Raw genomic sequence first — 18,155 nt, forward strand, 5'->3', positions numbered from 1 at the left:
ATGCGGCTACCAAGGCCACGACACCACTCAGGCCAAGGTGGATTCCCGCAACAGGGGCAGCACTACGAAAACGTCGAGACCAAAACATGCCCATCTCATCAAGCAAACAAGTCGTTAAAACAAAAAAGGAGCGCCGAAGCGCCCCCTTTTACTCAAAGCCGCAGCTTACTTGCACTCAGATGGAGCAAAGCGGGCAGGAAGGGTGCCGGCAGTGGCGGTAGCAGTGAAACTACCAGCAGCCGCTCCGGCTGCCATGCAACGCCATGACACCGGCTGTGCTGGAGGAGTGAAGGCGGCCGTGCCAGTTGGCAGATCGGTGCCGATAGGAGCATTTGGCGTCAGACGCAGTGTCCCGCCACCAGCGGCTGCCGTGGTGGTCACCTCAATGACACCTGTACCAGCCGCAATCGTGAGACTCGTGATGTTACGCGTAGCATTGGGAGCCGTGTAGCCGACTCCGTAGCCGCTTGCGTCTGCAGCGGGATTGCCAGAGGCCAGCACGTCTTGCACATTGACCTTGGCAGCAGAGGCAGCGACCAGACCTTCTGACACACGTGCACGAACCGTGTAGTCCTGGTAAGCAGGCAAAGCCACAGCAGCCAGAATACCGATGATGGCCACCACAATCATCAGTTCGATCAGGGTGAAACCTTTTTGCATGGAACGCTTCATGTGAAAACTCCTTGGGGAAAATGGGTTGGGAACAGGTCGTCTATTGCAGGGAGCGTGCCAAGCAGAAGTACCGGTGTTTTTGCGGTCTATTTCACGGTTTCACACTTGAGGGTGACATTTCGCGTCGGGTAGGCTACCCCAGGACTGACAATTTTTGTCGCAACCAGCCGCTGCGACACGAATTGTCACAGCTCGAAGGTCTGCCCCGCGCTCAGCCAGCGGATGTCGTGGCGCACATCGCCCTGCCGGTTCGGTGTCTGGTCGAAGCGGCGGATCTCTTCCATGATGAGACCGGTCTCGGCCGGTTTGGTGTGGGTGATGTAGATGGGGAAGCGGCGCTTGGGGTCGATCTGGTCGAGTTCCTGGGCCAAGGTGGCGGGCGCCAAGTGCAAGCTGCGCCGGGCCAGTTCTTTTTCGCGGTCGCTGAACGCGGTCTCGATGATGAGCATGGCGACGTTCAACTGGTTGATGCGCTGCCAAAACGCCGGGTTGCGTTCGGTGTCGCCGCTGAAGACCCAGTGACCCGCTTCGCAGCGGGCGGCAAAGCCGACGGCGGGCACGGTGTGCACGGCGGGCATGACTTCAATCGTCTGGCCGCCCACCTGCAGCACCTCGCCCACAGCAAAGGTGTTGAAACGCATCAGGGGGTGTTCGGCGCTGGGAATGGCGGCGAAGTCGGGCCAGATCAGGTTGTTGAAGATGTGGGTGCGCAAGATGTCCACGGTTTCGGGTAGCGCGTGCACCTGCAGGGGCGCTGCGCCCGAGGCCATGCGGTGGGCGGCCACCGCATCGAGCATGAGCGGCAAGGCCGCCACGTGGTCCAGGTGCGAGTGGGTGAGCAGCACGTGGTTGATGCGGGCCATTTCTTCCAGCGTGAGATCGCCCACGCCGGTGCCTGCATCGATCAGCACACTGTCGTCGAGCAAAAAGGAGGTGGTGCGGCAACCCTGTGCAATCGCACCAGAGCAACCCAGAACGCGTACCCGCATGGAAATTTCAGTATTGGCGGCCGGTGATCCACTGGCTCATTTGCTGTCGAACTGTGTGCTGCCGTCCCACGCTTGTACCGGGGGTGACGACCTCATGGAGGCTACACGTTCGGCGTAGAGGCGGTAAAGGACTTTTTTGGCATTCTGGCGCTGCAAATTGAGCAAGAGCACGTCGCAGCTATCCCAGTCTTGGGCGCGCCAGGCTTTCAGTGTCTGGCCCCACAGCCGCAGCTCTTCGCGCTGAGCCGGCGTGAGCTGCCCAGCCAGTGCCAGCGGGGTGTAAATGGTGACCGCCTGGGTCTTGCCTTTGACCCGCACGCGGTCGAGTTCCTGCCAGGCGAATTCGGGCGCTTGTGCCTGCGTGCTTTCGCTCACCACGATGTCTTCTCCGTACACGCGCGACAAACCCTCGAGCCGCGCGCCCAGATTGACCGCATCGCCGATCACGGTGTAGCTGCGCCGCACGTCCGACCCCATGTCGCCCACACACATGTCGCCGGTGTTCAAACCGATGCCCACGCCAATACCGGGCAGCCCGTTCTGCGCATGTTCGAGGTTGATGGCCTGGACACAGCGCGCCATGTCCAGCGCGGTTTGCACCGCCAGACGGGCGTGTTCTGGTGCCGCCACCGGCGCACCCCAAAACGCCATGATGCAATCGCCCATGTACTTGTCGATGGTGCCGCGCTGCTCGCGGATCACATGGGTCAAACGGCTGAACACGGTGTTGAGCAGCGTTTGCAACGCGGTCGGCTCCATGGTTTCGGACAGCTGGGTGAATCCCCGCATGTCGCAAAACATCACCGTGAGTTCGCGGGTCTGCGCCTGCATGGAATAACTGGCCGGGTCTTTCACCATTTCTTCCACCAGCGTGGGTGGTACATAAGTGCCGAACAACTGCGCCAGTTGCCGCTTGGAGCGGCTTTCCACCAGATAGCCGTAGCTCATGTTCAACGCGAAAGCCAGCGCCGCCATGACCAAGGTGCTGGCCAGCGGCAAAACCAGACCATGACCCAGGTACAACCAGAAATTGAGCCCCGCCACCAGCAGAAACACGGCCAAGCTCAAGCCCACGGCTTGGAGCGCTGTGAGCAAAGGCAAGGCCAGCGCCAGGGTGAGCCCGGCGGCCAGCAACACCACCAGTTCGTAGCCCAAGGCGTAGTCGGGTCGGGAAATCGGGTCGCCGTCGAGCAGGCTGGCGATGACGTTGGCATGGGTCTCCACGCCGGGGTAGGTCTGCCCCACCGGGGTCACGCGCAAATCCAGCAAGCCCGGCGCGGTGGTGCCCACCAACACGATCTTATTCTTGAGCACGCCCGCAGGCAGCCGCCCGGCCAACACGTCCGCCGCCGAGTAGTAGGTGAACGAGCCGCCCTTGGGACCACCCAGCCCCCGAAACGGCACCAGGGCGGCGACCCGGTCGTCCACCGGTACCGCCAAGGCCTTGCCATTTTTCACCAGGCGCACACTCTCCAGCGACTCGTAGCGACTTGAGGAAAAGCGCCCGCCCGCAAAGCCCGGCTGCACCTGCGGCGAATCCAACAAGAGGCGGAACATCGCCAGCGACAACGATTCGTAATACCGCCCCGCGTGTTCGGCCAACAGGGGCACCGAACGCACGACACCGTCGTCGTCGGTGATGGCATTGAAAAACCCGGCGCGTGGAGCGGCGGCCGCGAGTTCGGCGATGTTGGAACCAAAGCCATTCCACTGGGTGAACCGGATGGGGCGGCCACCAAGGTCCTCGGCCTGCAAGACCGGATCGGGCAAGACGCCACTGGTATGCCCACCCAGATCGCTGCTGAAGTAATAGCCCAACACCACGGGTCGGCCACGCAAGCTTTGGGCGAAGCGGGCGTCGTAGTCCAGTTCGGGCTGCAAGTCGCGCACGCGTTGCGCAAAGCCGGGTTGATCGCTCAGATCGGTGCGTGCCAGTTGCTGCAACTGCAACAGGCCCGAACTGGCATCGGGCTCGGCAAACACGACGTCGAATCCCAGCAGCGCGATGGACTGCTGCTCGAACAAGGTGTCGGTCAAGCGGGCCAGGTGTTGGCGCGACCAGGGCCAGCGCCCGACCTCGGCCAGGCTTTTTTCGTCGATGTCGATGATGACCACCCGCTCGTCCAGGGTGGTGGGCATGGTGGCGCGCAGCCGCGCGTCGTAGATGATGTCGTCGAGCCGCTGCAACACCCCCAGGGGCAACACACCCACGGCGTGCAACACGCCAAAAATCAGGGGCAGCAGGGTGATGGCAAAACGGCGACCGTGCTTGCTCAGGGCTTGCATGGGCGCCTTTACCGAATCGAGGTGCGCCGGTCCGACAGGCGCACGCCGCAAAGCCAGCGGTGGCGGCTCAGTGCTGGACGAACTGCATCTGTGTGCCGGCCAGCTCGATCATGTCGCCATCTTTCAGGTTGATCGCCTCGTTGCTGAGTGGTGCGCCATTGACGGTCGGCTTGATCGAGCCTTCGACCAGAGCGACCACATAGCCATGCGGTCGCCGTGTGATCGCAGCCACCGCCACGCCGGGCTTGCCGATGGTGGTGACCACCTTGACCAAGGGCACTTCCCGTCCGGCTGCGGCGCCCGACATGACCTTGATGGCGGCATTGCCCACCGGGGCAACTGGTTCGCTGGACGCGACCACATTCCCGGACTGGATGACCATGGTCTTTTCATGGCTGCCGGTCGCGCCGTCGTGGGCAAACTTGATCTTGTACTTGCCGATCTCCACGGTGTCGCCATTTTGCAGCTGCTGCTTCTTGATGGCTTTGCCGTTGACGTAGGTACCGTTGGTGCTGTTGAGATCCTCCAGGAACACGTCCGCGCCCGACATCTGCATCACCGCGTGCTCTCCGCTGACGGCGAGATTGTCAATCACGATGTCGTTGTAGGGACGGCGACCCAACGTCGTGCGGTCTTTTGTGAGCTGCACTTCCTTGATCACAACACCGTCGATAGAAACGATCATTTTCGGCATGGCCGACTCCTGTGGAACCTGAATATGTAATTCGGAAACAAGCTACTGCCCCAGCATGCGCGACAGCAAACCTTTGCGCACCGGCTTGGCCCGTGCCTGCGCCAGTATGACTGAAATATTATCGCGCCCGCCGCCGTCTATGGCCGCGTCGACCAGGGCCTGACTTTTCTCTTCCAGCGTGCCGTCCCTGCCGAGTATGGCGGCGATTTGATCGTCATCCACCATGTCCGACAAGCCATCGGAGCAAAACACGTACAGGTCGCCATCGTCGGCCCGGTATTCGTTGACTTCCAGCAACACCGTGTCTTCCACGCCCAGCGCGCGCGTGACGAGATTCTTGTGGGTGGCGAATTTGGCTTGCTCCGCCGAGATCAGTCCGGCGTCGATCTGTTCTTGCAACAGCGAGTGGTCGCGCGTGATCTGCACCAGCTTGTCTTCACGCAGGCGGTAGCAGCGCGAATCGCCCACGTGGCCGATCATGGCGCGCGGCCCCTGGAACACACCCATCACCAGCGTGGTGCCCATACCGGTGTACTGCGGATTGGCGTTGGCGGCGTTGAAGATCGAGCGGTTGGCGTTGTCGATGCAGATTTCCATGGCGCGCTTGAGTTCACGCCCGTTCGACTCGTGCCCACCTTCGGCCATCCAGCGGCCTAACTCGGTCTTGATGAAGGTGGTGGCCATGGCGCTGGCGATTTCGCCCGCGTTGTAGCCACCCATGCCGTCGGCCAGGACCACCACTTGGTTCAGCGGATCAAAGGCCACCGAGTCTTCGTTGTTGTCCCGAATCAGGCCCGGGTCGGTGATGCTGAAATACTCAAACATCATGGCTCACGACCCCGATCGGGCGCCTGCAATCCCTTGCCGGGATCTGCATGGGTGGCCTCAAACGCATCCGCTTCGCTGCCGCTGGCCTGGATTTGTGTTTTTTCAAATGCATCATCCAAAAGATGGTCCGCTGCCATGATCTCCCTGTCTCCTGCCACCGAGCGTTGGAGCTCGTTGATGGCGTCACCCAGGACCAAGGCCAGCTCGGCGCCGGTCTGGTAACGCTCTTGCGGCAGTTTGGCCAAGGACTTGCTCAGTATATCGGTGAGTGGCCGGGGCAAGCCAGGCCGAAGGCTGCGCACATCGGGAGCGACCTGGTTGGCGATCTGGTACATCAAGGCGGCCATGGAATCTCCGCGCAAAGGTAACACGCCCGTGAGCAGCTGGAACAGCATCACCCCCAAGGAATACAGGTCCGAGCGTCCATCGACATGCTGGCCCGCCAGCTGCTCGGGCGACATGAAGCTGGGCGTGCCCAGCACCATGCCGGTCTTGGTGCGGCTGGCGTCGGTGATGCGCGCAATGCCAAAGTCGGTCACTTTCACGGTGTCCGACGCGGGTTCGTACATGATGTTCGCGGGTTTGATGTCGCGGTGCACCACGCGCTGCCGGTGCGCATAGTCGAGTGCCCGGGCCACGCGCTCGACGATGGTCAGCACCGTGTGCACCGGCAACAACTGGTCGGGGCGCGTGTGCTCAACCAGATCCCTGCCCGGCAGAAACTCCATGGCGATGTAGGCCAGATCGAGTTCTTCGCCCGCGTCGAAGATGGTCACGATGTGGGGGTGCTGCAAGCGGCCCGCGGTTTCGGCCTCGCGGAAAAAGCGCTCGCGGGCGTCTTGCAACTCCGAGCCTTCGAACTCGGCGGAGAGTGCCAGGGTCTTGATCGCCACCACGCGGCCGATCTTCGGATCCCGCCCCTGGTACACCACGCCCATGGCGCCTTTGCCCAGTTCTTTTTCCACTTCGTAGCGGCCCAACATGGGGTTTTCCACCCCACTGCCCGAAAGCAGAAGGGTGCCGCCAGGGTGCCGCGCCGAACCCAGTACCACGGTCTCCGAGAGGTTCTTGGCGCGTTGCAGGCGGGTCTGCAATTCCGGGTTGTTCCGGTCCAGCTGGCTCATGTGTTCGTACACCGCCTGCGCCTTGTTGAACTGGCGCTTGCGCTCAAAATCGAGCGCCAGATGCCGCAGGTTGTCCAGCAGCGCCTCGCTCGCTGGCACGCGGCGGAACCGGTCAAACGCCATGTCCAACTGGCCTTGCCCTTGCAGCGCCAGACCCATCATGCGGTTGGTCTCGGCCGATTCCTGGTCCGACTTCTGTTTGCCCGCCTCGGTCACCAGAAAGCGTTGGGTGGTCCGTGCGAGGTAGCCCAGTAGCAAAAGCGAAGCCGGAAACACCAGCTGCAGCCACAGGGCCGACGACGACAGCAAGCCGTATTCGGCGCCCAGCATCAACACAAACGCCCCGGCGGTCAGCCAGGCCGCGGGCGCCGCCGAAAGCCGAGGCAGCAGCAAAACCAGATAGGCAGCCACCAGCAAGGCCGCCAACAAGGTGGCCGCTTCGCCCCAGTACGGTTGGGCGATGAAGTGCCCGTTGAGCACACTGGAGGTGATGTGGGCCAGGATTTCCGCTGGCGACATCGCCGCCGACACCGGGGTGCTGAACTGCGTGCCCACGCCCGCCGCAGTCGCGCCCACGATGACGATTTTGCCGCTGTATTTGGATGCGGGAATCTTGCCGGCCAGCACGTCGTAGAAGGAGTCCACCGGAAACGGTGGGCGCCCGTTGCGCTCCGGATAAAACTGGGGCAGCACCTTGCCATCGGGGTCGGTGGAGATGGTCTGGCGGCCCATGCCGATCGCTTCACCAGGCACCAGATCCAGGTCCTTCACCGTGAGATTCAGGCTGTGCGCGGCCACCATCAAGGCCATGGAAGGCACCGCCAAGCCGTCAAAATTCAGCAGCAAAGGCTCGGTTCGCACCGCGCCATCCCGGTCGGGAAACTGGTTCAAGTGGGCCACCGCCACCGCCGCTTCGCCCAAGGCCGGAATCGGTTGCTGGGTGCCCAATGCGGGCACACCAAACCCCGACGGGTTGGGCGCCGCGCTGGCTTGGGCAAAGGGTGGCAAGGCGGCGTCTGGCCGCCCCGCCGACTCGCCCAGTGCGAACACCGACGGCAGCAGCACGTTCTTCGCTTGCGCCATGCTGGCAGCCAGACGGGAGTCCGCATCCAGCCGGCGCTCCTCTTCTTCGATGAAGTCCAGGATGCTTTGACGGGCGGTGTCGCCCAGATCGGCCAGGCCGGGCGTGGCGGCCGCTCCCGCGCCGAGTCGCCCGCCCAGCTCACGCAAGCTCTGAAGACCCCGGTCGGTTTGTGGCTCAAAAAAGAACACGCTGTACGCCACGGTTTTGGCTTGTGCCGCGGCCAGCTGCTCGATCAGCTGTGCATGCACCTCACGCGGCCAAGGCCAGCGGCCAATATTGGCGATGCTCTGGTCGTCGATGGCGATGATGGCGATGCGATCGCTGGGCAGGCGCTCGGTGCGCGTGCTGGCCGAGTCGTAAAAGCGGCGCTCCAGGCCGGCAAACAAGTCGGTGGAGACATGCAGCAGCAAAACGGCCAGGACCACCACCAGACCGACAAGTGCTTCGGATCGCCACGCCGGCTTAGCCGCCGACTTGCGCTTGCTGCTGCTCGACACGTCCTTCTCTCACCTCATGCTGCCTGCCGTATGGATGGTGACCGCGGAGGGTGACCGGCAACACCCCAGCGGCGTTGCATTTGGTTTCAATTGTGCCTGACGAGGTCTGCCGTCCGTACCTTGTTGGTAACCGCACATCTGTATGGTCAAAAAAAAGAGGTGGCGCAAGCGCCACCTCTTTCACCGTCCGTGGTGGTGTTTTACAGCAAGGACTTGAGCAGTTTGGCCATTTCCGACGGATTGCGGGTCACGGTGAAGCCACAGGCTTCCATGACTTCCAGCTTCGCGTCGGCCGTGTCGGCACCGCCCGAGATCAAGGCACCGGCGTGGCCCATGCGCTTGCCGGGAGGCGCGGTCACGCCTGCGATGAAACCGACGATGGGCTTCTTCATATGGTCTTTGCACCACAGCGCGGCTTCGGCTTCGTCCGGACCACCGATTTCGCCGATCATGATGACGGCGTCGGTATCGGGATCGTCGTTGAAAGCCTTCATCACGTCGATGTGCTTCAAGCCGTTGATGGGATCGCCACCGATGCCCACGGCGCTGGACTGGCCCAGACCGATTTCGGTCAACTGCGCCACGGCTTCGTAGGTCAGCGTGCCCGAGCGCGAGACCACGCCAATGCGGCCTTTGCGGTGGATGTGACCGGGCATGATGCCGATCTTGATCTCGTCGGGCGTGATCAAGCCAGGGCAGTTGGGGCCCAGCAGCAGGGTGCGCTTGCCACCGGCGGCTTCCTTGGCTTTCATGCGGTTGCGCACTTCCAGCATGTCGCGAACGGGAATGCCTTCGGTGATGCAAATCGCCAGATCCAGGTCGGCCTCAACGGCTTCCCAGATCGCGGCGGCGGCACCGGCTGGCGGCACGTAGATCACCGAGACGGTGGCACCGGTCTCAGTGGCCGCTTCTTTCACGGAAGCGTAGATCGGGATGTTGAAGATCGACTCGCCGGCCTTCTTCGGGTTCACACCGGCCACGAAGCAGTTCTTGCCGTTCGCGTATTCCTGGCATTTTTCCGTGTGGAACTGACCGGTCTTGCCGGTGATGCCCTGGGTGATGACTTTGGTGTCTTTGTTGATGTAGATCGACATGCTGAATTCCTTGTTGGCGCTGTGGGCGGCTTAGGCGGCGTTGACGGCAGCGACCACTTTTTCAGCGGCTTCGGCCATGGTGTCGGCGCTGATGATGGGCAACCCGGATTCGGCCAGCATCTTCTTGCCCAGGGCTTCGTTCGTGCCCTTCATGCGCACCACCAGCGGCACGTTGAGGTTGGTCGCCTTGCAGGCGGTGATCACACCCGTGGCGATGGTGTCGCACTTCATGATGCCGCCAAAGATGTTGACCATGATGGCCTTGACCTTGGGGTTCTTCAACATGATCTTGAAGGCTTCGGTCACCTTCTCGGGGGTGGCACCGCCGCCCACATCGAGGAAGTTGGCCGGCTCGGCGCCGTACAGCTTGATGGTGTCCATGGTGGCCATGGCCAGACCGGCGCCGTTGACCAGACAACCGATGTTGCCGTCCAGGCTGATGTAAGCCAGGTCGAACTTGGAGGCTTCGATTTCGGCCGGATCCTCTTCGTCCAGGTCGCGGTAGGCCACGACTTCAGGATGGCGGAACAGCGCGTTGGCGTCGAAGTTGAACTTGGCGTCCAGGGCAATCACATTGCCTTTGCCGTCGCGGTTCAGGGGGTTGATCTCCACCAGCGAAGCGTCGGTGTCCATGTAGCACTTGTAGAGCTTCTGGAAGATGTCCACGGCCTGGGCGGTGGAGTCGGCGGGCATGCCGATGGCATCGGCGATCTTCTTGGCCTGCTCGTCGCCCAAGCCGGTCAACGGGTCGATGAACTCGGTGATGATCTTCTCGGGCGTGCTGTGGGCCACTTCCTCGATGTCCATGCCACCTTCGCTGGAGGCGATGAACGCCACTTTTTGCGTGGCACGGTCGGTCACGACCGACACGTAATATTCTTTCTGGATGTCGGCGCCATCTTCAATATACAGGCGACGCACCTTCTGGCCTTCGGGGCCGGTCTGGTGGGTTTTGAGCTGCATGCCCAGGATTTCACCAGCCAGGCGCTTCACGTCGTCGATCGACTTGGCGACTTTGACGCCACCACCCTTGCCACGGCCACCGGCGTGGATCTGGGCCTTGACCACCCAAACCGGGCCGCCGAGTTTTTGTGCGGCTTCCACCGCCTCTTGCACTGTGAAGGCCGGGATGCCACGGGGGGTGGGCACACCGAACTGGCGCAAGATTTCCTTGCCTTGGTACTCGTGAATCTTCATGAGGTCTCTCTCAGGAATGGGGGGTTGGGTCAGTCGATCACGCACAGGGCAACCGACACGAGGGCACTGGACACAGCAACCGCGAACTGTATCATGTTGCAATGCACCATATTAGAGCGCTCCGGAGCGCTCCCATGGTCTTCCAGTAATACATAATTATACGAGCCGGTCTCTGGACCCCAACTGACAAGGACAAAACGCCATGGCCAAAGTCTTCATCGACGGCGAAGCCGGTACCACAGGCTTGCAAATCCGCGACCAACTCCATGCCCTGTCCGGCGTGGAGGTGATCAGCATCGCCGCTGAGCAGCGCAAGGACCCGGCGGCCAAGCGTGAGCTGATGGCCCAGGTCGATCTGGTGGTGCTGTGCCTGCACGACGACGCGGCCATCGAGTCGGTCGCCATGATCGACAGCCTCCCCGGCCGCAAGCCCCGCATCATCGATGCGTCCACCGCGCACCGCTGTGCGCCCGGCTGGACCTACGGATTTCCCGAACTGTGCGAGGGGCAGCGCGAGGCGGTGGCAAGCGCCGAACGGGTAGGCAACCCCGGCTGTTACGCCACCGGCGCCATCGCCCTGCTGCGCCCCTTGGTGGATGCAGGCCTGATCCCCAGAGATTTCCCGCTGGCCCTGCCTTCGGTCAGCGGCTATTCGGGTGGCGGGCGCGGCATGATCGAAGCCTATGAGAAGGGCGAAGCCCCACCGTATGAAGCCTACGCCTTGGGCCTGAACCACAAACACCTGCCCGAAATCCTGCACTACACGGGCCTCTCACGCCGACCGGTGTTTGTGCCCGCCGTGGGCAATTTCCGCCAAGGCATGCTGGTTCAAGTACCGCTGCACCTGGACCTGCTGCCCGGCAAGCCGGGGGTGGCCGATCTGCACGATGCCCTGACCCGGCACTACGCCGCCAGTGCAAAAGCCGGTGGTTGGGTGCGGGTGGAGCCCGCCACCGACAACGGCAAACTCGACGCGGTGGCCTTGGTCGACAGCAATTGGCTGGAGTTGCGCGTATTCGGAAACGACATGCACCACCACGCCGTGCTGATCGCGCGCCTGGACAACCTGGGCAAGGGCGCCAGCGGTGCGGCGGTGCAAAACCTGCAGCTGATGCTGGATATTTGAGCCCACCTGCGCAGCTGCGCGGCTCCCCCAGAGGGGGCGGTGCCTGTGGCAGGGCCAAGCCCGTTCCAAGGCATCTCTGACTTGAGGTGCGCCTCGCGCCGGGAAATTGCACCCTCGCGCCTTCTGTGCCCTGGGCCCACAAACGTTCGCTGCGTTTGCCTACTCAGTCGTCGCCTTCAGACGCACCGCCGACCACACGCCGAATGACCTCGGCACTGAACCCGCGTGTGGCCAGAAACCGCATTTGTTTGGCCCGGCCTGCCGCGTCTGGCGCGGGTTCGCCAAACTTCTTGCGCCAGACCTCGCGCGCGCGCGCACCTTCGGTCTCGCGCAAATCGGCCACGGCACGCGCGATGGCTTCGCCGTCCAGTCCCTTGGCTTGCAGCTCTTGCTTCACCCGCGAGGCGCCCAAACGCGAAGCCCGGCGGTGCACCACCGATTCCAGCACCCGCTGCTCGTCGATGAAGCCCTTGGCCATCAGCTCGTCGAGCGCCCGGGCGAGTTCACCCGGCTCGCTTTCGTGCTGCCGCAGCTTGCGCTCGAGTTCGACGCGCGAGTGCTCACGCTGCGACAACAACCGCAAGGCGCGGCCCTTCAAGGAGGGCTGGTTAAAGGCCATGCGCGACCCGCCTGGTCTTCACTGCAGAGATCTGACTGGCCCTGACGGTTTATTCGACCTTGTCGGCATCGTCTGCAGCCTCGGCGGCCTTGCTGGCCTTTTTGCCTTTCGCGGCCTTTGCGCCCCCGGGTGCTTCGTCCGACGGCAGCAGCGGCACACCCAGTTCGGTGCGGACCTTGTTTTCGATCTCAAAACGCAGCTCGGGGTTTTCGCGCAGGAATTCGCGTGAGTTGTCGCGGCCTTGCCCGATTTTTTCGCCGTTGTAGGCGTACCAGGCGCCCGACTTGTCGACCACCCGGTTGTTCACGCCCAGGTCCAGGATTTCGCCTTCCCGGCTGATGCCTTCGCCAAACAGAATGTCGAATTCGGCGGTCTTGAACGGCGGCGCCACTTTGTTCTTCACCACTTTGACGCGTGTCTCGTTGCCGATCGCCTCTTCGCCCTTTTTGATGGTGCCGGTGCGGCGGATGTCCAGTCGCACGGAGGCGTAGAACTTGAGCGCGTTGCCGCCGGTGGTGGTCTCGGGGCTGCCAAACATGACGCCGATCTTCATGCGGATCTGGTTGATGAAGATGACCATGCAATTGGTCTTCTTGATGTGGGCGGTGAGCTTGCGCAGCGCCTGGCTCATCAGACGCGCTTGCAAACCGGGTAGAGAATCGCCCATTTCGCCTTCGAGCTCGGCCTTGGGCGTGAGTGCGGCCACCGAGTCCACCACGATCAAGTCGACCGCGCCGGAACGCACCAGGCTGTCGACGATCTCCAGCGCCTGTTCACCCGTGTCGGGCTGGGAGATCAGCAGGTCGGACAGCTTCACACCCAGTTTTTGCGCGTACTGGATGTCGAGCGCGTGCTCGGCGTCCACAAACGCACACTGGCCGCCGAGTTTTTGCATTTCGGCAATCACCTGCAGCGTGAGCGTGGTCTTGCCCGAGGACTCCGGACCGTAGATCTCCACCACCCGGCCACGCGGCAAACCGCCCACGCCCAGGGCGATGTCCAGCCCCAGCGAACCGGTGGAGACAACCTGGATGTCTTCGATCACCTCGCCCTCGCCCAGACGCATGATGGTGCCCTTGCCGAACTGCTTTTCGATCTGGGCCAGCGCGGCCTGCAAGGCCTTGCTTTTTTCGCTGTTGAGGGGATTGGGTTTGACGGCGGTGTCCATGAAGAGGCTCCTGGGTTGGATGGGTATGAGGGGCTGATCCAAACTGTGTTGATGCGTACAGGCTGGATGCTTGAACAGCAGTTTACAAGCAAGTCAAAACCAAATCTCTCCATTTTTGGTCAGTTTGCCTTACCATATGCCCGTGCCGCAAAACCCAGAAACCACCACCCTCTCAGACGACCCGGCCACGGTCGCCGGGAACGGTGAAACGCCCTGGCCCGACGACCGCTGGCGCGTCGGGCATCTGGGTCGCTTGATGGGACTTGCGCTGCGGCGCTTCGACGAACGGGTGCTGCACCTCATGGCCCACGACCCCAACGTGCCGCTGGCGCTGTCCAACCTGGCCGCGCGGGCACAAATCGGCGCCGCCCACGTGCACATCACACGCCATCTGGCGTTACCGGGTTCGCGCCTGACCGATCTGGCGCAGCGCGCCGACATGAGCAAGCAGGCCATGGGCGATCTGGTGACGCAGTGCGAGGCCTGGGGACTGGTGCGGCGCGACCCCGACCCGCTGGACGCGCGGGCGCGCCTGATCGTGTTCACCGCCACCGGCCTGCTCTGGCTGGAAGCGTTTCGACAGGCGGTGGCGCGCGCAGAGCGCGAGTTCCGGGAACAAGTCGGCGCCGACGTGGCCACGGTGGTCGCGCTCGGCCTGGAGGCCTATGGCGCCTGAAATACCTCAAGCACCGCGCTGCGCGGGTTATCACGGGGGAGCGTGGCAGGCCGCCACTCGTGCACCGCCCTAAAATGACCGGGTCGAGCCATCCCAGGCGCTGGGGCATGGCGGCCTGGCGAATGCAACAAAAACGGCTTGCCCGCAAAGCCCCGAGGAGACACCCATGCGCATCCTGATTGCCGAAGACGACCAAGTCCTGGCCGACGGCCTGCTGCGCAGCCTGCGCGCCGCCGGTGCGGCGGTGGACCATGTGGCCAGCGGCAGCGAGGCCGACGCCGCGTTGATGACGAACAACGAGTTCGATCTGCTGATCCTGGACCTGGGCTTGCCCCGCATGCACGGTCTGGAAGTGCTCAAACGCCTGCGCGCGCGCGGCTCGGTGCTGCCGGTGCTGATCCTGACCGCTGCAGACGGGGTGGAAGAACGCGTCAAAGGGCTGGACTACGGCGCCGACGACTACATGGCCAAACCCTTTTCGCTGCAGGAACTGGAAGCCCGGGTACGTGCCCTGACCCGGCGCGGTATGGGCGGCGCCAGCTCGACCATCAAACACGGGCCCTTGGTGTACGACCAGGCCGGGCGCGTGGCCACCATCGACGGCAAGATGGTCGAGCTCTCGGCGCGCGAACTCGGTCTGCTGGAAGTGCTGCTGCAGCGCGCCGGTCGCCTGGTGAGCAAAGACCAGTTGGTGGAACGCTTGTGTGAGTGGGGCGAAGAAGTGAGCAACAACGCCATCGAGGTCTACATCCACCGCCTGCGCAAGAAGATCGAGAAGGGGCCGATCCGCATCGCCACGGTGCGCGGCCTGGGTTACTGCCTTGAGAAGATTTAGCCCACCCCCGCCGCGCTGCGCGCGACCCCCTCAAGGGGGCAACACCTGTGGCCCGGCGAAGCCGGTTCCACGGTGTTTGCTGGCAGAGACACCGCGCTTCGGAAACACCCACCCACCCCCGCCGCGCCGCGCGCGGTTTTGCAGCGCACGCGCGCCCCAATAAATGGCCGAGATGCGCGACGACGACGAAACTCCAACCAACCCGATGTCTTTCGGCCTGTTCCAGCGGGAGCAGCGCAGCTTGTTCGGTGAGATTCTCGACTGGATGCTCACGCCTCTGCTGCTGCTGTGGCCGCTGTCCTTGGCGCTCACCTGGTTCGTGGCGCAAGGCATTGCGAGCAAGCCGTTTGACCGGGCGCTGGAATTCAACCTGCAAGCGCTCAAACAATTCGTGGTGCCATCGGCCCAAGGCGTGAGCTTCAACCTCAATGCCCAGGCGCGCGACCTGCTGCGCGCCGACGATACCGATCAAATCTATTTCCAGGTGCTGGACCCGCGTAGCGGCGTCATCAGCGGCGAAACGGATTTTCCGCTGCCGCGCGACAACGCCACGCCCATACCGGGCCAGGTCATGCTGCGCGACGACGTGGTGCATGGCGCCGAAGTGCGTGTGGCTTACACCTGGCTGCCACGCGGCGACTCGGAGCGCCTGGTGCTGATGCAAGTGGCAGAAACACGCGGCAAGCGCTCCACACTGGCCACCGAAATCATCAAGGGCGTGATGGTCCCGCAGTTCGTCATCTTGCCGCTGGCGGTACTGCTGGTCTGGCTGGCGCTGGTGCGTGGCATCCGTCCGCTCAACGAGCTGGAGCAGCGCATTCGCGCGCGCAAGCCCGACGACCTGAGTCCGATCGAGGAGTCCTTCATCCCGCAAGAAGTGGCGCCATTGGTGTCGTCCATCAACGACTTGCTGTTGCGCCTGAAAACGTCGCTCACGACGCAGAAGCGCTTCCTCGCCGACGCCGCGCACCAGCTCAAGACACCACTGGCCGGTTTGCGCATGCAGGCCGAACTTGCGCAGCGCGAAACCGACTCATTGGAAATGCGCGGCTCCTTGCAGCAAATCGCCCGCGCCAGCATGCGCGCCACCCACACGGTGAACCAGTTGCTGGCGCTGGCGCGCGCCGAGACCACCGGACGCGCCCTGCCCAGCGCCCGCATCGATCTGGCCCGCCTCGTCACCGCCGTGGTGCAAGACTCGGTTCCGCGCGCGCTGGAACACGGGGTGGACCTGGGCTACGAAGGCCCCGACGAGATCCCCGAAGACTGCCTGATGGAAGGCAACCCCACCTTGCTGCAGGAAATGGTGCGCAACCTGGTGGACAACGCCATCCACTACTCGGGGCACGGCGGCGTGGTCACCGCGCGCGTGCTGCTCGACCGCTTCAGCGGCGTGCAAATCCTGCAGGTGGAAGACAACGGGCCGGGCATTCCCGAAAACGAGCGCGAGCTGGTGCTGCAGCCGTTTTACAGGGCCCTGGGCACCAACGTGGACGGCTCGGGGCTGGGCCTGGCCATCGTGCACGAAATCGCGCAGCAGCACGAAGCCACGGTGTTCATGGAAGACGCCCACAGCGACCGGCACGACCGTGGCTTGCGCGCCTCGGTGCGCTTTGCGCCCAAGCGGGCCGACCAACACGAATAGAAACGGCCTGGGCGACAGCGCACCAGGCCGTGGAACGGTTCCACACCGCGCAGCGGCGCGGTGTCTTGGCCGTTCTTGGTTTACGCAGCCTTGTAGACGTTGAGCTCCAACCGCTCCCGCTCCACCGCCAGCGCCACGGCGGGCAAGGCCGCGAAGCGCTGCACCAGCGTCCAGGTCGCGGGCAGGCTGGTGGGATCGATACCGGCGTAGCCACCCCAGCGCAACAAGGTGAGCGCATAGGCGTCGAGCGCGCCCGGATGCTCACCGAACAGCCAGGGCGAAGCCTCGGTGGCCAGCGCCTCGATCTCGGCCAGGCACTCGCGGTAACGCGCCACGGCAAAACGCTGCATGGCTTTCTGGGCCGCTTCGTCGTCGCTGAACTTCTGCGGCATGAAAAAGTGCGTGAAGGTTGGGTGCACCGTGTTGTTCATCCACGCCAGCAAGGACAGCGCGCGCGTGCGTTCCATGCCCGAGGCGGGCAGGATGTGCGCCTGCGGCACTTTGGCGTCGAGGTGCAGCAAGATGGCCACGATCTGCGTGATGACCACACCGTCGTCCACCAACACCGGCACCTGACCGCGTGGGTTCAACGCCAGGTAGTCGGCGGTGCGCTGCTCGCCTTTGTGCAGCTTGACCATGGCCGGTTCGAAGTTGACGCCGGCCAGCTCCAGCATGCTGTGGGGCACAAAAGAGCAGGCGCCGGGGGCGAAAAACAGTTTCAGACTCATGGGGCAACTCCAATCGGGGGGGTATGTAAATAATGAACCGGGGGCCATTCAGCTCAGGTGTGGGCCAATCAGCTTGGCAATCTCGAACATCGTGACCTGCGGCTTGCCGAACACAGCCTCCAATTTGGCATCGGCGTTGATCTTGCGTTTGTCGGTGGCGTCTTGCAGGCCCTGGGCCTTGATGTAGTCCCAGAGTTTTTTCGTCACCTCGGGGCGCGACACCAAACCTTCGCCGATCACCGCGATCAGCGCTGCGCTGGGTTGTTTGCCGCTGGCGGCCGTGGTTTTGCGCGGCGCCTTGGCTGTCTTGGTTGCAGCGCTTTTCTTGGCCGCTGCTTTTTTGGCCGGTGCCGCCTTCTTCGCCGGTGCCGCTTTCGCAGGAGCGCCCGCCGCCGTCTTGCGCGGTGGGAATTTGCTGGCGCGCGGTTCGAACTCAAAGTTCACCTTGCCCGCTTCCTTGTCCCAGGCCAGAAAGGCCTTGAACGCACGGCGTGTGCGCATGGACACGAACTTGTCGAGCAGGTCGGTCTTGCCCGTGCTCAACAACTTCTGCATCTGCTCGCGCTCCACCGGTTGCTGCAAGATGATCTTGCCGCTCTTGAATTTGCAACTGGGCGTGGGCTGCGCTTCGGTCGGCACGGTTTTTTCGCACACGTAGTTGCTGCCGTGTTCAAACACCGAGCCGCCACACACCGGGCAAGCGCCCAGCGACTCGCTGCCGCTGAAGTCGACGATCTCGCCGGATTCTTCGTTCTTGTCGTCACCAAAATCGAACTCGAGCTTCCAGTTCTTGTCGTCCTCGCTGTACTTGAGCGCGATCTCGGCGGTGAACGGCCAGCCCGCCTTGGAGCGGAAACCTTCGAGTGGGCCGATTTTTTTCTCGCGCAAGAACA

General features: G+C 63.2%; 16 protein-coding genes. 4 read left to right on the forward strand and 12 right to left on the reverse strand.

The window, feature by feature from the left end; translation table 11 throughout:
- Positions 1-165: 165 nt before the first annotated feature.
- The 8 genes from ABYB95_RS03820 to sucC all read right to left on the reverse strand — a co-directional run bounded on the left by ABYB95_RS03820 (position 166) and on the right by sucC (position 10,465).
- The gene (locus ABYB95_RS03820) at positions 166-672 is read right to left on the reverse strand and encodes a pilin (protein ID WP_372657119.1); all 507 of its coding nucleotides are present in this window, start codon (positions 670-672) and stop codon (positions 166-168) included.
- 185 nt (positions 673-857) lie between these two features.
- The gene (locus ABYB95_RS03825; RefSeq protein WP_372657120.1) at positions 858-1,661 is read right to left on the reverse strand and encodes a 3',5'-cyclic-nucleotide phosphodiesterase; all 804 of its coding nucleotides are present in this window, start codon (positions 1,659-1,661) and stop codon (positions 858-860) included.
- Between the two features lie 36 nt (positions 1,662-1,697).
- Positions 1,698-3,947 carry a CHASE2 domain-containing protein gene (locus ABYB95_RS03830; RefSeq protein WP_372657121.1) on the reverse strand — a complete coding sequence of 750 codons (2,250 nt, stop codon included), beginning with the start codon at positions 3,945-3,947 and terminating at the stop codon, positions 1,698-1,700.
- Positions 3,948-4,014: 67 nt separating this feature from the next.
- On the reverse strand, positions 4,015-4,641 hold the full coding sequence (locus ABYB95_RS03835) for an FHA domain-containing protein (protein ID WP_372657122.1): 627 nt from the start codon (positions 4,639-4,641) through the stop codon (positions 4,015-4,017).
- A gap of 42 nt (positions 4,642-4,683) precedes the next feature.
- On the reverse strand, positions 4,684-5,469 hold the full coding sequence (locus tag ABYB95_RS03840; protein ID WP_372657123.1) for a Stp1/IreP family PP2C-type Ser/Thr phosphatase: 786 nt from the start codon (positions 5,467-5,469) through the stop codon (positions 4,684-4,686).
- Positions 5,466-8,174, reverse strand: coding sequence for a CHASE2 domain-containing serine/threonine-protein kinase (locus ABYB95_RS03845; RefSeq protein ID WP_372657124.1), 2,709 nt, complete (start codon positions 8,172-8,174; stop codon positions 5,466-5,468). The genes ABYB95_RS03840 and ABYB95_RS03845 overlap by 4 nt, the downstream gene beginning before the upstream one ends.
- A 200-nt stretch (positions 8,175-8,374) precedes the next feature.
- Complete coding sequence (sucD, locus tag ABYB95_RS03850; protein ID WP_372657125.1) at positions 8,375-9,268, reverse strand: succinate--CoA ligase subunit alpha; 894 nt, start codon at positions 9,266-9,268, stop codon at positions 8,375-8,377.
- Positions 9,269-9,298: 30 nt separating this feature from the next.
- The gene (gene sucC / locus ABYB95_RS03855) at positions 9,299-10,465 is read right to left on the reverse strand and encodes an ADP-forming succinate--CoA ligase subunit beta (protein ID WP_372657126.1); all 1,167 of its coding nucleotides are present in this window, start codon (positions 10,463-10,465) and stop codon (positions 9,299-9,301) included.
- Between the two features lie 202 nt (positions 10,466-10,667).
- Here sucC and argC point away from each other — a divergent pair, with 202 nt between their 5' ends.
- Positions 10,668-11,591 carry an N-acetyl-gamma-glutamyl-phosphate reductase gene (argC, locus tag ABYB95_RS03860; protein ID WP_372657127.1) on the forward strand — a complete coding sequence of 308 codons (924 nt, stop codon included), beginning with the start codon at positions 10,668-10,670 and terminating at the stop codon, positions 11,589-11,591.
- Between the two features lie 163 nt (positions 11,592-11,754).
- On the opposite strand, the gene recX is transcribed toward argC, so the two are convergent.
- Positions 11,755-12,210, reverse strand: coding sequence for a recombination regulator RecX (gene recX / locus ABYB95_RS03865; RefSeq protein ID WP_372657128.1), 456 nt, complete (start codon positions 12,208-12,210; stop codon positions 11,755-11,757).
- Between the two features lie 49 nt (positions 12,211-12,259).
- Positions 12,260-13,378, reverse strand: a complete 1,119-nt coding sequence (gene recA / locus ABYB95_RS03870; RefSeq protein WP_372657129.1) for a recombinase RecA — start codon at positions 13,376-13,378, stop codon at positions 12,260-12,262.
- 256 nt (positions 13,379-13,634) lie between these two features.
- Here recA and ABYB95_RS03875 point away from each other — a divergent pair, with 256 nt between their 5' ends.
- From ABYB95_RS03875 to ABYB95_RS03885, 3 genes are all read left to right on the forward strand, one after another.
- Entirely contained in the window at positions 13,635-14,054 is a 420-nt protein-coding gene (locus ABYB95_RS03875; RefSeq protein WP_372657134.1) for a MarR family winged helix-turn-helix transcriptional regulator, read from the forward strand.
- Between the two features lie 166 nt (positions 14,055-14,220).
- Positions 14,221-14,889, forward strand: coding sequence for a response regulator (locus ABYB95_RS03880; protein ID WP_372657130.1), 669 nt, complete (start codon positions 14,221-14,223; stop codon positions 14,887-14,889).
- Positions 14,890-15,061: 172 nt separating this feature from the next.
- Complete coding sequence (locus ABYB95_RS03885) at positions 15,062-16,534, forward strand: sensor histidine kinase N-terminal domain-containing protein (protein ID WP_372657131.1); 1,473 nt, start codon at positions 15,062-15,064, stop codon at positions 16,532-16,534.
- Between the two features lie 80 nt (positions 16,535-16,614).
- Here the strand turns inward: ABYB95_RS03885 and ABYB95_RS03890 are convergent, their stop codons facing one another.
- Positions 16,615-17,262 (reverse strand): glutathione S-transferase family protein, encoded by a 648-nt coding sequence (locus tag ABYB95_RS03890; RefSeq protein WP_372657132.1) that lies wholly within the window; start codon positions 17,260-17,262, stop codon positions 16,615-16,617.
- A gap of 48 nt (positions 17,263-17,310) precedes the next feature.
- The coding region (locus ABYB95_RS03895) for a topoisomerase C-terminal repeat-containing protein (protein WP_372657133.1) at positions 17,311-18,155 on the reverse strand (845 nt) is incomplete at its 5' end.

Source organism: Hydrogenophaga sp., assembly GCF_041633695.1.
GTDB lineage: Bacteria > Pseudomonadota > Gammaproteobacteria > Burkholderiales > Burkholderiaceae_C > Hydrogenophaga.